Source organism: Ktedonobacter robiniae, assembly GCF_016587375.1.
In the GTDB taxonomy this organism is placed as follows: Bacteria; Chloroflexota; Ktedonobacteria; order Ktedonobacterales; family Ktedonobacteraceae; genus Ktedonobacter; species Ktedonobacter robiniae.
In genome coordinates this window covers 1,212,455-1,227,197 of record NZ_BNJG01000003.1, presented here as the reverse complement: position 1 = coordinate 1,227,197, position 14,743 = coordinate 1,212,455, and the positions used below count along the sequence as shown (strand labels likewise).

At 51.8% G+C, this 14,743-nt stretch carries 14 protein-coding genes; 9 read left to right on the top strand and 5 right to left on the bottom strand.

Annotated features, from left to right (window positions below; all coding sequences use genetic code 11):
• Positions 1-33 precede the first annotated feature (33 nt).
• Positions 34-2,211, top strand: coding sequence for an FUSC family protein (locus JMJ04_RS37870; RefSeq protein ID WP_201375537.1), 2,178 nt, complete (start codon positions 34-36; stop codon positions 2,209-2,211).
• A gap of 19 nt (positions 2,212-2,230) precedes the next feature.
• Here JMJ04_RS37870 and JMJ04_RS37865 read toward each other — a convergent pair whose 3' ends face one another.
• Complete coding sequence (locus JMJ04_RS37865) at positions 2,231-3,100, bottom strand: LLM class F420-dependent oxidoreductase (RefSeq protein ID WP_201375536.1); 870 nt, start codon at positions 3,098-3,100, stop codon at positions 2,231-2,233.
• Positions 3,101-3,450: 350 nt separating this feature from the next.
• Between JMJ04_RS37865 and JMJ04_RS37860 the strand changes: the two genes are divergently transcribed.
• The 4 genes from JMJ04_RS37860 to JMJ04_RS37845 all read left to right on the top strand — a co-directional run bounded on the left by JMJ04_RS37860 (position 3,451) and on the right by JMJ04_RS37845 (position 5,517).
• Positions 3,451-3,687, top strand: a complete 237-nt coding sequence (locus JMJ04_RS37860; protein ID WP_236038870.1) for a hypothetical protein — start codon at positions 3,451-3,453, stop codon at positions 3,685-3,687.
• Positions 3,620-4,321: a sensor histidine kinase gene (locus JMJ04_RS37855; RefSeq protein WP_201375535.1), complete on the top strand. Its 702-nt coding sequence runs from the start codon at positions 3,620-3,622 to the stop codon at positions 4,319-4,321. Before JMJ04_RS37860 ends, JMJ04_RS37855 begins: the two co-directional genes overlap by 68 nt.
• A gap of 144 nt (positions 4,322-4,465) precedes the next feature.
• On the top strand, positions 4,466-5,125 hold the full coding sequence (locus tag JMJ04_RS37850) for a response regulator (protein WP_201375534.1): 660 nt from the start codon (positions 4,466-4,468) through the stop codon (positions 5,123-5,125).
• 182 nt (positions 5,126-5,307) lie between these two features.
• Positions 5,308-5,517: a hypothetical protein gene (locus tag JMJ04_RS37845; RefSeq protein WP_201375533.1), complete on the top strand. Its 210-nt coding sequence runs from the start codon at positions 5,308-5,310 to the stop codon at positions 5,515-5,517.
• A 131-nt stretch (positions 5,518-5,648) separates the two neighbouring features.
• Here the strand turns inward: JMJ04_RS37845 and JMJ04_RS37840 are convergent, their stop codons facing one another.
• Both JMJ04_RS37840 and JMJ04_RS37835 read right to left on the bottom strand, forming a co-directional pair.
• Complete coding sequence (locus tag JMJ04_RS37840; RefSeq protein WP_201375532.1) at positions 5,649-6,173, bottom strand: nitroreductase family protein; 525 nt, start codon at positions 6,171-6,173, stop codon at positions 5,649-5,651.
• Between the two features lie 85 nt (positions 6,174-6,258).
• Entirely contained in the window at positions 6,259-7,278 is a 1,020-nt protein-coding gene (locus JMJ04_RS37835) for an AraC family transcriptional regulator (RefSeq protein ID WP_338001080.1), read from the bottom strand.
• Between the two features lie 412 nt (positions 7,279-7,690).
• Between JMJ04_RS37835 and JMJ04_RS37830 the strand changes: the two genes are divergently transcribed.
• Together JMJ04_RS37830 and JMJ04_RS37825 are read left to right on the top strand one after the other, a co-directional pair.
• Positions 7,691-9,223, top strand: a complete 1,533-nt coding sequence (locus JMJ04_RS37830) for a chitinase (protein WP_201375530.1) — start codon at positions 7,691-7,693, stop codon at positions 9,221-9,223.
• Between the two features lie 203 nt (positions 9,224-9,426).
• Positions 9,427-9,969: a hypothetical protein gene (locus JMJ04_RS37825; protein WP_201375529.1), complete on the top strand. Its 543-nt coding sequence runs from the start codon at positions 9,427-9,429 to the stop codon at positions 9,967-9,969.
• Here the strand turns inward: JMJ04_RS37825 and JMJ04_RS37820 are convergent.
• Positions 9,966-10,910, bottom strand: coding sequence for a DMT family transporter (locus tag JMJ04_RS37820; RefSeq protein ID WP_201375528.1), 945 nt, complete (start codon positions 10,908-10,910; stop codon positions 9,966-9,968). The two genes, JMJ04_RS37825 and JMJ04_RS37820, sit on opposite strands and share 4 nt — an antisense overlap.
• A 179-nt stretch (positions 10,911-11,089) precedes the next feature.
• Here JMJ04_RS37820 and JMJ04_RS37815 point away from each other — a divergent pair, with 179 nt between their 5' ends.
• Together JMJ04_RS37815 and JMJ04_RS37810 are read left to right on the top strand one after the other, a co-directional pair.
• The gene (locus JMJ04_RS37815; protein ID WP_201375527.1) at positions 11,090-12,115 is read left to right on the top strand and encodes a LacI family DNA-binding transcriptional regulator; all 1,026 of its coding nucleotides are present in this window, start codon (positions 11,090-11,092) and stop codon (positions 12,113-12,115) included.
• Positions 12,116-12,754: 639 nt separating this feature from the next.
• The gene (locus JMJ04_RS37810; protein ID WP_201375526.1) at positions 12,755-13,291 is read left to right on the top strand and encodes a hypothetical protein; all 537 of its coding nucleotides are present in this window, start codon (positions 12,755-12,757) and stop codon (positions 13,289-13,291) included.
• A gap of 165 nt (positions 13,292-13,456) precedes the next feature.
• On the opposite strand, the gene JMJ04_RS37805 is transcribed toward JMJ04_RS37810, so the two are convergent.
• Positions 13,457-14,590, bottom strand: coding sequence for a hypothetical protein (locus JMJ04_RS37805; protein WP_201375525.1), 1,134 nt, complete (start codon positions 14,588-14,590; stop codon positions 13,457-13,459).
• Positions 14,591-14,743: the final 153 nt, after the last annotated feature.

Below are 14,743 nucleotides of genomic sequence, written 5' to 3'. Positions count from 1 at the left end.
TAAAGCAGCAGGTGAGTGGGAGGGAGGACAACGTTGGCTTATGTTCTAAACACGGAAATTACATCCTGGTTCTCGGCATTGAGGTCTTCCTGGCGCACAGCCTTGCGCATTGATCGCTCGCAGATCATGGCGATTCAGGCCTTGTATAGTATGCTAGGTTTCGTCATTCCACTGGCTCTTGGTGTGGCGACTGGACACGTCGTGGAGGGCGTCTCTATCGCGGGCGGCGCGGCTAGCCTTGGCTCCGTAGCCCTGGATGCCTCTTCGTCGGCGCGTACGCGCACCATGTTTCTGGCATGTGTGGGGATCGCGGTCTCTGCCTTTATGGGCAGCGTTACGAGCCAGATTGACTGGCTAGCGATCCTGGTAATTGGTATCTGGGGCTTTGGTGCGGGCGTGCTTGTGGCGCTCAATCGCTTTGCCATGATTATTGGCCTGCAATCCACGATAGCCTTGATCATTCTTTCTCATTTTAAGCTTGATCCGCTTGACGCAGCACTCCAGGCGTTATTGATGTTTGTAGGAGCTTTATTTCAAGCTGGACTGGGCCTGCTGACGGCCCGCTGGCAGCGCACCAAGATTGAGCGTCATGTCCTGGCGACGGCGTACCGGCAGCTTGCCGACTATGCAAGTGATCCCGGTAGCACATTTCCCCAGACCCGAGATGCCCTGTCAAATGCCCAGACAGTGCTGGCGGAGAGCAGTATATCAGAGAGGGAAGGCAATGTTCTCTATGGGCTTTTAGAGGCGGCGGAGCGTATTCGCTTATATTGTTTTGCCTTGCAGCAATTACGGAAGAGTATAGATAGTGATGATGAGAGGTGTGCCCACTGTTCGTCATATCTGGACCGCGTGCTAGAAGCAACGGCTGAAGAACTGAATAATATCGCAGATGAGCTAGAGCCGCGGAAGGGCTTTGTACATTTTCACAAGCCACAGCAAGAGTTGAAGGAGGCTCTGACAGGCTTACGGCAGGAACTGGGAGCCTTCTGCGACGAGGCAAGCATGCAACAGGTGTTTGGCTATAGTAGCGCCTTGCGCGATCAGTTGCATGCCACGAAGAAGTTGGCGAAATCCTTGCGGTATAAGCAACTTCACCCACCCCAGGAATTATTGGGGAGCTTCAGGAATCGGCATCCTAATCGCCTCCAATGGCATAATGCCCTGGTAACGCTAAGGGCTAACCTCTCCCTGGAGTCAACTATCTTTCGGCACGCCATTCGCCTGGGTGTCACTCTGACCCTGGCGACCGCGCTCTACCGGGTTGGCCCCTGGCCGATTGAGCGTGGCTACTGGATACCATTGACGGCTCTCCTTGTGCTTAAGCCCGATTTTAGCACGACCTTTACTCGGGGACTGGCGCGTATGCTGGGCACTATGCTGGGGGCGGCCTTGACGTCATTACTGATAGCATTGCTGGCGCCAGCAAACGAAGTCCTGGTAGTTATCGACGCGATTATGGCCTACCTGGCTTTTACCTTTCTCTATGCCAATTATGCCATCTTCTCAGCCTTTATTACCATGCAGATCGTCTTCCTCCTGTCCTTTGTGATTCCCCAACCACTCACAACCGCTCTGGATCGCGCCTTAGACACGCTTATAGGAGGGATACTAGCGCTACTCATCTACACCGCCTGGCCTACCTGGCAACTCAAACAGGTTCCACGGGATCTTGCGGCCCACCTGGAGTCACTGTGTGCCTATGGCTCTACTGTGCTTACGGCCTATGCCACTTCGCAGCCATATGAGTCAGTCCGGTCCCACGAGTTGTTGCAGCAGGCTCGCCTGGCGCGTTCCAATGCCGATGTCTCCATTCGACGCTCTCTCGAAGAGCCAGTCTCCCATCATTTTGATCCCGATTTGGCCCAGAGCTTGCTTGAAGCAGAGGACGCAATAGCGCAAAGTCTGCTTGCCCTGGAGGCGCACCTCTTAGCGCACCCGGTGAATCACAAGCTAACAGAGATGGTCGCATTCAAACAACAGTATGAGGAGGCGCTCCATCTGCTCGCAGAAGCGATACGAGAGCAGAGGCCAGCCCAGCAGTTGCCACCAATCAAGCAGACCCTGCATGACCTGAATTGCGCAGTAAAGGCACGTGGTTATATGGAATGTTCGGATATGCGAGCTATTGTTGCCGAACTCAGGCATATCGTGAATGCTATAACGCTTATGGCACAACTTCTCGCGGAGAGAGAGAAGTCGCGCGCATAGGCTCTGGTGTAAGTAGATGCTACTGGTTTGTGGCCTTGAGAGGCTCGACTACCTCGGCAACGAGGCGACCGACGATGCCCTCAGGGAAGGGAGGGCGCAGGTTCAGGATAAAATGGTTCGCGCCCGCATCAATGAATTGCTGCGTCAGTTCACGTGTCTGGGCCAGGTCGTTGGGCGTAATGGGAATCTGGATTGAGCGCGAGATCGTATTGGGATCACGACCGATGGCGGCACAGTGCTCATCCAGGACCGTGCTCTTATGCTTAAAGTCGTCGATAGAGCCACCCGCCATATTCCAGATGTCGGCATACTGGGCCACGATACGCAGCGTGAGCTTTTCGCCACTCCCGCCAATAACAAAGGGTGGATAGGGCTTCTGCACTGGCTTGGGTTCGCAATAGGCCTCTTTGATCTGGTAATATCGGCCCTCAAAGGTGGGAGCCTCCTCGGTCCACATCTGACGAATGACCTCGCAGGCCTCACCAAAGCGGCGAATGCGCTCACCCGTCGTATAGAGAGGAATACCGTAGGAGCTATGCTCGCGCTCATTCCAGCCCGCGCCAATACCAAAGTCCAGGCGCCCATTGGAGATCACATCCACAGTTGCCCCAATGTTGGCGAGTACGGCGGGATGGCGATAGGTATTGCCGGTGACCATCAGACCGATACGAATACGTTTGGTCAGCGCGGCAAAGGCGGAGAGGAGCGACCAGCCCTCCAGGCAGGGACCTTTATAGTCGCCAACGATAGGCATAAAGTGATCGAAGAGCCAGGCATGTTCCAGGGCCGGCTCGGCATCCGCCGCCAGCCATATGGCCAGCATATCCTCATAGGTCGTATGCTGTGGGGCGGTCTTGATGCCAAAGCTTAAGGGCTTTTTCGCTGTCATGTTGTTTCCTTTCTCCATTAAATAGCTTTCAGATAACTCTTTAGTATATCTCAGACCAGCGGTCTATGACTTCTCCCCACCTGCGGTGGCTCGCATGTGGTAATAGGGATGTTGCGCTGTCCGGTGCGTTCGCGCCGGACAGCGCAACATCCCTATATAACCTTTGGTTTCCTGGATACTCCTTCAGTCGCGAAATCTTTGTCATTTATCCCCGTCTAAAGCCCCGCTCACAACACGCCTACAGACGCATGGAAAATCTTGGTTTTCAATTTATGCTTAGAGCACGATAACTGTTCAAGAACTTCTAGTTGATAATACAAATATTCAAACATTTTGAAAGGATTTCGCACATGACAACCAGCACGAATCTTACAGATGACCAGGCGCAGAAGCCAGAAGCTCACGCAGTCATAGAGGTTCAGGAGATCAGGAAGAGCCTCCCCCTCGGTCGCGAGAAGATTGAAATTTTGAAGGGTATCAGTTTCCAGGTGATGAGCGGCGAGTTTGTCTCGATTGTAGTTGCTACAAGTTCGTCAGAAGATCGCGACGCTGGAAGAGCGGAATCGCCTGGCCCGAGATCTACATGATAGTGTTAAGCAGCAGGTCTTCGCGGCAGCTATGCAAATAGGTGCTGTTCGTTTTCTCCTCAGGCAGGATATAGATGCCGCCGAAAAGCGCTTGCTCGAAGCGGAGAAGCTTGTGCGCCAGGCCCAGCAGGAGTTAACGTCGTTGATTCGTGAGCTGCGCCCGGCCGCGCTAGAGGGGAAGGGCCTGGTTGCAGCCATACGTGAACTTACAACGCAGTGGACGCAGCAGACCGGCATCGTGGCAAATGTACGTATTGGAGAGATGCAGATCCTCGCGCTTACCGTGGAAGAGGCGCTCTTCCGCGTCACACAGGAGGCCCTGGCGAATGTAGCGCGCCATAGTCATGCCACACTCGTTCAGATCTCTCTGGAGGTCGAGGATGACCTGGTAACGCTTACCGTGAGAGATAACGGTCAGGGGTTTGCTGTTGGCGAGGAGCATCATCCGGGTATAGGTTTGTCCTCCATGCAAGAGCGTATGCGGCATCTGGGTGGAGATGTCCAGATTGAGAGTGTCGTCACGAAAGGAGTGTGCATTGTCGCGCGTTGTAAACGCTTGTTACAAGATGCTCACATAGAGCCCGCTGAATATTTCGCAGAACATGCCAGCGGCGGGATTGCCAAGGGCGGCTAGCCTTGAGCAGAGCACAGGTGTCTCCGAAGCGGGATTGCCAAGAGTGGCTAGCCCTTTGCCGGGGCGTGGGGTGTCCCCACAAAATCTCCCCTCTTTTACTTGCCGCCGCAGGCGGCAAGTAAACCTTACAAGCGAGGAGCATATATGCCAAATGAGATCGCGCTGATCATCGCTGATGATCATGCGCTCGTCCGCCAGGGAATACGTGTATTTTTAGAATTGCAGCCTGACCTGGCGGTACTTGAGGAGGCCTCCTCGGGCGAAGAAGCTGTACGCCTGGCGGGAGAGCTTGCCCCCGATGTCGTACTGATGGATCTGATCATGCCCGGGATAGGAGGCGTCGAAGCGACCAGGCAGGCCAAGCAGGTCAGTCCTCGCTCGCAGGTTATCGTTCTGACCTCCTATCACGAGGACGTATATATTTTTCCCGCTCTGCGTGCCGGGGCGCTCTCCTACGTGCTAAAAGATGTTGGTCCAGAGGAACTGGCTGACATGGTACGCAAAGCGGCGCGTGGAGAGTCGGTCTTGCACCCGCGCGTGGCGGCGCGTGTCGTCGAGGCGTTACGTGGTAACCGACGCGACGCGCCCAATCCCTTTACACAGTTGAGTGATCGTGAGCTAGATGTCCTGCGCCTCATCGCGGATGGATGCTCGAACAGCGAGATTGCGCAAAAACTCATTATCAGTGAGAAGACGGTCAAGGGGCATGTTAGCAATATCCTTGGCAAGCTGCACATGGTAGATCGTACCCAGGCGGCGGTCTTTGCCTGGCAACAGGGGCTGGCCATGCGGTATGATCCATAAAGACAAACAATTATCCATATTAAACGCTTATAGATATATAAAAGAATATGATTTACATGAGCAAGTATAATTAGATTTAGAGCAAGTAATGCTCGAGAGATGCTTCAAGCACATACAAAAATACAGCTTTTTATCCAGGTTACATTCAAAAATCCTGGATATAATAGGAAAGGACGACACACATGGAGTGGGTAAAAAATCTTTTCTCTCGTAACTATGCCAGCGAGGAAACCTTTGTACAGGAGCCTCAGGTGAGAGAATTAGATGATGTGGAGTTGGAAGGCGTGGAAGGTGGCCTTGGAGGCGACCTGCTTGGATCACTCCCCATGCTTTCTGTCTTGGACTCTCTTCTCGGTGGCCTCCTGGGCAGTGGCGGTAACGGCCAGCAATAGTAAACACCATAACAATGGTGAGCACCAAAAACAAGTGGCCAACGAACGCATTGTTCGGAAGGCCACTTGTTTTACTGTCTATTTTATGCTTCACAAAAAGAGGCCATAGATTGTTTAGTAGGATTGGGTTTCTATGACCAACGTTCCCAATGGACCACTTCATCAAAGAGCTTGCGCCCATTCTTTTTGGGGGGCTGGGGATGCTCTTGCGGTGCTGGATAGCCAAAGGAGAGAACTACGTGAAATTCCAGGTCAGCGGGAACATGCAGCACTTCTTTAGCTTTCTCCGGATAATGCATCCAGGTAATGCATGAGCCAATGCCCAGATCCCACGCGGCCAGTTGCAAATAGGCAGCGGCCTGTCCCAGATCAAAATTAGGACGACCAGCCTCCGACGTGACAAGTGCGATAGCAAAGGCGGCATGAGGCACATGAGCAGCATACATGCCGCCTTCCGCCAGTTGTTTGAGTGTCTCACGGTCGCGAACCACGATGAATTGCCATGGTTGAGTATTTTTTGAGCTTTGCGCCCGCCGACCCGCGTTCAATATCGTCCGGATATTCTCTTCTGATACCGCTTGCTGGCTGTACTGGCGTGTTGCGCGCTGTGTACGAATAAGTTCTGCTACCTGTGCTTTGCCTTTTATTTCTTGCATAATACCTTTTCCCTTTTATCATTGATGATAGAACTGAGTGGTTACGATAGAATTATATTGGTTATAAAGGGAAAGGGCGCGCGTTTTATTGCGCTTCTGCCACGGATTTTTGCTCTTTGGCGTCGTTAGTGATGAGAAGCGCTTGTGACTCTCTCAAGGGATGGATATGCTCTGGAGAGGGCAAAACATATAGTGAAGGAGATGAATTGCTGGAAAGAAAGAAGAAACCACGCTCTTTACGCAGTGTTGATGGGGATTGCCCGAAGGCGGCTTTACACGCTTCAGTCAATTGGCGAGCTGAACCAAAGCCACTCAGATAAGAAACTTCTTCCATGCTTAGTGTCGTGCTAAAGAGAAGTTGCAATGCATGATTCAAACGCTGCTGGCGCAAATAGTGACCAGGTGTTATGCCAACCTCCTGTTTAAAGCGACGTGAGAAGTGAAACACGCTTAGACCAACATATTGCGCTGTACATTCTAGTGAGAGCGAAGAACAGGTATGTGACTCCTTCAAAAGTTGGGTAGCATGGAGCATCTCACTACTTATACGTTCTTGAGGTAATGGCTGCGTAGCAATTGAAGGAACGGGCGGCGTTGGTTGAACCGCAAGGCGCAGAAATTCTGCTAATGCAAGATGGAGAAGAAGGGAGATGATATAGTCGGGGGTCTGATTACAGCTACGAACCTCTTGTAGAAGATGGTGTAGCGCATTTTGTAGTTGAGGGGGAGAGGGAAGAATGGCGGCATGTGGAACCTGCAATGAGCAGCCTCCATAGAGTTCTTCCCATACATGTTCGACCATAGCCGATGGAAAGAGCGCGAAAATGGTTTCCAACTCGCCTGAGGTGCGATGCGCGTGCATAATTCTGGGGCTCGTCCAGACAACATGTAGAGGAGGCACAGGACGCCAGCACCCATCAAGATAGATCTCCTGCATACCCTGGCAGACCAACTCCAGGGTATACATATCATCGAGGTGCATCCCCGTGAATTTCTCTCTTGCAGTTAGGGGCTCATAGCCGATCAGACCCTGTGAATTGCGCCAGAGTATACCAGAACATGTACTAAGAGAATAAATCGGGATATTGATTGAGTCCAGTAGCATAATAGAGATCTTTCTATGCAAGAACAGTTGTAGCAAAGATGCGCTTATTTTATCACGAATTCCTGCCTTCGCGCCTGCGGCACTCAGGAGTAAGAGCATGTATGCGGAAAATTAAGTTTTGCCCAATTTTCCGCATGCATACCCTTACTCAATGACTTACGTAGCGAGCCGAGGCTGGTTATGAGAGAAGTATTGGATGTTCCCTGATTTATTGGTCTAGATGACTTGACAACGTAACCTTGTTTTGGCTATGCTTAGCATAGATCTTATGCATGAGATCTACGCGATGATTGGCAAGAAAGCCATAATTGCAGGCATATTGCCTGGATCGCGTTCTCGGGATATGTGGCCCGCCCAATGGTGGTGCGGACCTGAAAGTATTGTTGCGCGCATTCATGCAAGGAGAGCTGTTATGTTGCGTTACCGTCGTCTCGTCATGCTTATGTCCTTCGCCCTCTTTCTTGTAGGGAGTAGCATTGGCGCTATTTCGTTCTTTTATGAACCTTCCCAGGCTCATGCCGCTGGAAACAACCTCGTTAGTAATCCTGGTTTTGAAACAGGCAACCTCACTAGCTGGAGCTGTGATCCCGGGGACGTCGTGACCTCGACTCCCGTACATGGTGGATCTTACGCGGGCCAGCTTACCCCCAGCAGTTCTACCACCGGTCAGTGTACTCAGACGATTAGTGTGCAGCCCAATACCGCGTACACGCTTAGCGCGTATGTAAACGGCCCTTATGCTTATATTGGAGTCAATGGCTACAGTAATAACTGGACTAGCAGCAGCAGCTATACCCTGCTGTCGTATTCATTTACCACAGGTGCTTCTGCTACCAGCGTAACAATCTATCTGCATGGCTGGTATGCGCAGGGGAACGTTTATGTGGACGACGTGACGCTCAGCGGTCCCGGGGGATCTAGCACGCCTACCCCAACGCCAACGACGCCAACTCCTACTCCGACAAAGACTCCAACCTCAACCCCAACGCCCAGCCCAACCACGACGCCCACGCCCACTCCAACCCCATGTCCCACCTGTGGAGGTAGCCTCCCCAAGCATATCCTGACTGGTTACTGGCAGGACTTCGTTAATGGAGCTACGCCTCTGCGCTTAAGCAATGTCAATGCAAACTATGACTTGATCGCCGTGGCCTTCGCCAATGCCGATACGTCGAAGACGGGTGGCGTAACGTTTAGCATCGATTCAGGCCTATCCAGCGCGCTTGGTGGCTATAGCGATGCGCAGTTTACCAGCGATATCGCGACGCTTCACTCCAGGGGGAAAAAGGTCATTCTCTCTGTGGGTGGTCAGAACGGAACGGTCACGGTCAATGATGCGACGAGCGCGACCAATTTCACCAACAGCGTCTATAGTCTGATCCAGCAGTATGGTTTCGATGGCGTAGATATCGATTTTGAAAATGGGCTTAATGCGACCTATATGGCGAGCGCATTGCGTCAGCTCTCCACCAAGGTTGGCTCAAGCCTCATTATCACCCTGGCTCCTCAGACAATTGATATGCAATCCACGAGCGGGACCTACTTCCAACTGGCCCTCAACATCAAAGATATCCTCACCGTCGTCAATACACAGTACTATAACTCCGGTTCTATGCTGGGTTGCGACGGCAATGTGTACTCCCAGGGAAGCGTGAATTTCCTGACCGCCCTGGCCTGCATCCAACTCCAGGGAGGACTGCGCGCGGACCAGGTCGGCTTTGGTCTACCCGCCTCAAGCTCGGCAGCAGGTAGCGGCTATGTCTCGCCCTCGGTGGTCAATGCCGCGCTCGATTGCCTCGCTTACGGTACAAATTGCGGCTCCTTCAAGCCGGCTACGACCTATCCAAGCATTCGCGGCGCAATGACATGGTCGATAAGCTGGGATGCCTCCAATAGCTACAATTTCGCCAATACTGTCAAACCGCACCTCAACTCTTTGCCCTAGCACGCGCGCCTCTGTGTTTCACCAATAGATGTGAAGCCATAGGCAACCCAGTAGCTACGTACGCAAGTAGCGGACCCGCTACTTGCGTACGTAGCTACTGGGATTACGCTCTTTTGCTTCTTGTCGGCTTGAGCAATTGCTTTGTTGCCTGTATACTGCTGGGAGAGTTTTGCTGAGAAGAACCAGGAGAAAAGAGAGGCCAGATGCAGGCAGAAGATTTTGTTCGCGAGGTTCGAAACACGCAGTTCGAGTTTCTTTCCCCACAGCTACTCCAATTGGTTGCCTACAAAGAAGAAATTTTCCCTAATACCGAAGAGAGAGGGGATCAAAATGCTGAGTTCCGTTTGGCGGTCCTGGAAAAATTGCATAAAACCCTCTCACCAGGAGATTGGCCCCTCGTCCGCTTTCTCCTGAAGCAAGAAATTACTTTTCATGAAAATGCCTGGTGCATTTATGAGAGCATCCGTTTGTGTGGCTTCCTCCTCTCTCTTCTTGCCCAGGTAGAGGATGTAGGTCTCTTGTGGGAGGCCAAAACCACGAGCTTTGATACCATGTGCGGTTTTGATGTCCAGTTTCTAGTCGGAGCTGGCGTTGCTTCTACAGTAAGCTACCTTCAATCCATTCAAGAGGAATGGGCGCAGGACGCGCTGACATATATCGAAGAAAGCCAGAAAGCAGGAGATTTCCACAATTTAGAGCATTTTCGTGAGGTGACACATAAGGTTTTTCGTGAGCAAACCATTTAGATTTCCTGGCCTGTTGGTGCGACCTGGCTGGTGCGTGTCAGGGACTTACGCGAAAGGTTTGCCCCGCCCAGGGCGATAACGCAGCCACCTGCAAGCACAATGATGCCTCCAACCAGTTGCAGCAGCGAGAGGCTGTCTCCCAGGAGAAGCATGGCGAAGAATGTGGAAAAAATGGGCGTACTCTGCATCGTTGTTGCCGACTCCCAGGCTTGCAGGTACTTGAGGCCCTCCTGCTGGGTCACATAGCCAATACAGAAATTGGAAATAATGTAAACAGGCAGCAGCCAGAGCAGAAATGGTGACAGATATGTCGGCCAGGCAGTGGGCTGGAGTGAGAGGAATGGCAGAATCATCAGGGCGCTGATCAACAACTTCCAGACCGTCAATGGCAGCGAATCTATTTTTCCTGTTAGTGCCTTTGCCGGGAGAATCGCATAGCCAAAGCCAATAGCCCCTAAAATAACCAGTATATCCCCCAGGTTAAAGGCGCTCAAGATCGACGTTTGCGTAGTCTTCATAACTACAAAGAGGCTGCCAAGCAGGAGCAGCAACATTCCCCCCACCTGTTTCCAGTTCAGGCGTTCGCGCAGGAAGAGTACCGCGAATAGGACCGACGAGATGCCCTGCATCTGCATGAGAAAGCCAGCCTTGATGGCGCTGGTCAAGGCGAGTCCATAGAGTACACAGCAGGCAGGCAGGGTTGTGCCAAAGACCACCAGCAACAGTAAATTCAGCCAGTCACGTCGCTCCAAGCGCTTAAAGAGAGCGATCCTGCGTACCAGGAGAAAAATAAGCAGCAAGCCACCCCCCACCGCGAAATTTAAGAACGTTACCAGCAACGGATTGAGTACGGAAGAGGCCATTTTGCCCAGAACCGCACCCAGACCAAACATACACGCCGTAGCGAGCGTCAACAGAAATCCCTTTATTTTCACCATCATATCCTTTCTCTTCTCTCCTTGTAGAGTACGTCATACGTATGACTTTGTCAATAGAGAAAAAATCGGTATAAAGGGTGCGTGATATCAGGCTGGAGTAGCCAGCCTGATATCACGCACCCTTTATACCGAAAGCACTTTGCGCTACAATGAGCACATCTTAAAGCAAGAGAAGGTACATCATGGTACGAGGAAAAGAGAGCAGGAGTATTACCAGCGTCGATGTCGCGCGTAAAGCGGGTGTCTCGCAATCGACCGTCTCGCTTGTCTTTGCGGGCAAAGCGTCGGGACGTGTCTCTCCTCAGACGCAGCAGGAAGTCTTGCGTATAGCTGAGGAGATGGGATATCGCCCCAACACAGTGGCGCGCACTCTGCGCCTTGGACATACCAACATTATCGCGTTTGTTATTCCAGATGTGAGCAATCCCTTCTTTGCCGCCGTGTTGAAAGGTGCCGAGCAGGCCGCGAGGTTGCATAACTATACGGTGATTTTGGTAAGTACGGGTGATGACCAGGAGTGGCAGCGTGTCGTGATGGACGCTCTGACCACGCATTCTATTGAAGGCTTTGTCTTATGCGCGGTTCGCCCGCCCGGCGATATGGATATTGCCATCTTGCGTTCACGCGCCGTTATTGTAGATGAAACCTGGACTGGCCTCTCTTCGCTGAGCCTGGACATCGTTGGCGGCACGCAGGCGGCTATGCGCCATCTGTTTGGGCTTGGTCATCGCCAGATTGCCCACTTGGCGGCGGATGTCAATGTGGAGACCTTTCGCCAGCGCCAGCGCACCTATGAGCAGGAATTGGCGCTCCGTGGTCTTGTCCTGGAGGCACGCTATACCGCACGTGCGGCTCTCAATCCTGCCTCGGCCCTTCAGGCGGCTCGCAAGCTGCTGCATCTCTCCGAGCCACCCACGGCGATTTTTTGTGACGATGACCTGCTGGCGATTGGAGCCTATAAAGCGGCGGCTGAGCTAGGGTGGGAGGTGCCACGCCAGCTCTCAATTGTCGGCTTTGGCGATGGCCTCATCGCGCAAACCCTCGCGCCAGAGCTTACCACGGTCTCCATCCCCACAGCTGCGCTGGGAAAGCGCGCCATCGAAGTCTTACTCGCCGATTTCGAAGTTTTAGAACAGCTGCATAGCGAGGTTATTCCCCTAGAACTGCACGTTCGCGGCTCGACCACAGCGATTGCAGGTAAGGCATAGAGGGTATCCGACCGATGCTGCTCAAGCACGCGTCTACATATGACGTCTATATGTAGACGCGTGCTTGAGCAGCATCATGCTATCTACAAGTTACAAAATGTTCATAGAGAAAGTAATGCCACGGCCAGGGGTCAGCAGAAGGGGTTGTAGGATAGATATTTGGCAGTTACATCAAGAGAAGTACGGTTCCTACATGAAATATAGTTTAAAGAAAATACCTGTTGTTATGACTTTCTTACTATTTGCAAAAGAAAAATTGAGCTTCTTCTGCACCATAAAATGAAAAAAAATACATCTAGCTAATGGCTGACATTCTCGAGATGAGAATGTCGCGACTGCTCTGATATGGCTTTGTAGGCTGATCAAAAAGCGTAAATTCTCTAAAAATATGAAATAGCTTGTTACTGTTTAAACCTTTTATGACCTTTCAATGAATAAAAAAGAGGAATATTCATTTTTCTTTAATGGACTAATATATACAAATATGTTACATTCATTTTAGCAGGTGAGACGGTGTTTTTTGTTGTGTCTGGCTGTTTAACGGGGTAGAGATAGCCTGCTATGTGTCATACTTGGTTTGAAGCAAGGGTATTCTATGTATCGAAGTAGTGTCGAACAGTTTGGGTTAGAGGGCTTGGCATGGGTAAGGAACACATTGATGCAAGTGTCGGGTTGCGTTTTAGTCTGACCTTATTTGAGCGCTATCGAAAGAATGGTGTGCTCCGGGCAGAATTACAGCATGTTCCTGGTATACGTGGTCGGTGTAAGGGGTATATTCAACTGGTTGAGGGGAAGGTCACCTCTTCTTATGTTGAGGACAGGGAGGGTCGACGTCACTCGATCTCGGCTACTATCCTGGCTGCCGTGGATGACGAGCGCGGACCCTTTGATTGGCAACTTGCACCCCTGCCCGCGCCACCTTCGACGGCGAAAGCTGTGCACACCTTTGAGCATGCCACATATAATACGCCTGTGCCGAAAGTGATTGCGCCATTGGATCTTGAACTCTTGCGAGGGTGGTCCGCGAAGCAGAAGTTAATGCTTTCGACCGTCTATGAGGCGATTGATAGCCGCAAGGATATTGAGTCCTTGAAGAAGGAGGTTCCTTTACAGGCCAATGTCACCGAAGAGGCGCTACGCGTGCTTCTCTCCCTGGGGGTTATTGCGATTAACTAATCCTGTATTATCTCCACTTTTTTTCTCCAACAGTCAATTGTTTGAGTTGACGGAGCAGTGTATCAAAGCCGATGCACTGCTTTTTGTGTGCACAAAGCCAGATGGATGCATCATAGGGAAACGCGTAGGCGCGTACGTAAGCTACTTACGTACGCGCCTACGCGTTCACTTGGAGTGGGGAAATGACGTTGTTCGCTGTGACCATCCCTGGCTGGGCATAGGCATGGGGGGAGGTGTAGGCGAAGGCAGATGGGCACGGTTGATAGTTTGGCCTTGCAAGGCCGCGATCAAGGGATCGATCTTGGTATGGCTCAGAGGAAGGGTTGGAGTCTTCCGCTGTGCCTCAGCCTGTTGGATTGCGCTCACGTAGTGCGTTACCGCCTGCTCAACATGCTGAAGCTCTCTCTCTGCCTGCACAGCCCTTTGCAGGCGCACCAGCAGTACGTTAAGCGCACGGGCGATCTGCCAGAGAACGTTATCCTTGTTGAGAGGCGCGCGCGCACTTAAATTTCCATTGGCAACGGAGACGTGTGTATCCAGAATCTGTTGTATGCCTTCCTCTAGATCGTTCTTCTGGTCCGCTAACTCGTGCTCCAATTTCGCGATCAGTTCAGCCCGCCCTGCACGCTTAATCGCGGTTGTCATGGTGGTGGAGAGAATATACGCCGCACCCGCGACCAGCAGAAGCGTTCCTACCGGGCGTGCCGCAATGATGAGGAGGCGGTCATGGATATCCTGTTGTAGCACTGCTGTATGTGGCATGTAGAGTAGTGTTGCCAGCGTACAACCCACACTTGCGACAAAGACAACGAAGATACTGCGACTGGGCAATAGCGAGACCGCGAGCAGTTCGACAATCACATACATATCGTAGCCCTGAAGGGTCGTCTCATCAAAGGGGACGCTGGAGAAGAGCGCGGCGGTGAGCACCGTAAAACTACCAATTGTCACAAGTAGACCCGCCGTCAGGGACATTCCTCTTCGATTCAGTAGCAAAGCGGCGATACAGGTGATGCTAAGCACTATATCTAACCAGAAGTAGGATGGGTAGGGAGCAAAGTAGCAAGCAGGCAAGAGAAAGATGACCATGATCGTGAAAAAGAAGAGGATATTGCTGGTCATCTGCGATTTGCGTACGTTTTCGCGCCTGGCAAAGTCGGCGTCAGGGGGAGCATCAGGAATAGAGGTCAACTCGTTCCAGCGTTGGATCAGGCTGCTTTTCTTTTTCACATCTGGTTCAATTAGATCGGACGGAGACCAGCGATCCTGAGTGGACTGACTATTAGTGGACATCGACACAAAGAACCTCCTCATCATCATCAACAAGCAAGAGAGCAGAAAAAAACAAGCTTCAAAATGCTCGCGCCACTTCCACGAAGCAGCATTTTGTGTGCGATAAAGCCCTGAAAAGCTCTATATCTAAAAATTTGCACTATGTATGTGCGATACCAA

What these genes read in the sequence shown, in the direction of transcription:
- JMJ04_RS37840 (WP_201375532.1), bottom strand. Translation starts at nt 6,173, where the DNA reads ATGCAAGAAATAAAAGGCAAAGCACAGGTAGCAGAACTTATTCGTACA.
- JMJ04_RS37860 (WP_236038870.1), top strand. Translation starts at nt 3,451, where the DNA reads ATGACAACCAGCACGAATCTTACAGATGACCAGGCGCAGAAGCCAGAA.
- JMJ04_RS37865 (WP_201375536.1), bottom strand. Translation starts at nt 3,100, where the DNA reads ATGACAGCGAAAAAGCCCTTAAGCTTTGGCATCAAGACCGCCCCACAG.
- JMJ04_RS37835 (WP_338001080.1), bottom strand. Translation starts at nt 7,278, where the DNA reads ATGCTACTGGACTCAATCAATATCCCGATTTATTCTCTTAGTACATGT.
- JMJ04_RS37820 (WP_201375528.1), bottom strand. Translation starts at nt 10,910, where the DNA reads ATGATGGTGAAAATAAAGGGATTTCTGTTGACGCTCGCTACGGCGTGT.
- JMJ04_RS37845 (WP_201375533.1), top strand. Translation starts at nt 5,308, where the DNA reads ATGGAGTGGGTAAAAAATCTTTTCTCTCGTAACTATGCCAGCGAGGAA.
- JMJ04_RS37830 (WP_201375530.1), top strand. Translation starts at nt 7,691, where the DNA reads ATGTTGCGTTACCGTCGTCTCGTCATGCTTATGTCCTTCGCCCTCTTT.
- JMJ04_RS37810 (WP_201375526.1), top strand. Translation starts at nt 12,755, where the DNA reads ATGGGTAAGGAACACATTGATGCAAGTGTCGGGTTGCGTTTTAGTCTG.
- JMJ04_RS37825 (WP_201375529.1), top strand. Translation starts at nt 9,427, where the DNA reads ATGCAGGCAGAAGATTTTGTTCGCGAGGTTCGAAACACGCAGTTCGAG.
- JMJ04_RS37815 (WP_201375527.1), top strand. Translation starts at nt 11,090, where the DNA reads ATGGTACGAGGAAAAGAGAGCAGGAGTATTACCAGCGTCGATGTCGCG.
- JMJ04_RS37850 (WP_201375534.1), top strand. Translation starts at nt 4,466, where the DNA reads ATGCCAAATGAGATCGCGCTGATCATCGCTGATGATCATGCGCTCGTC.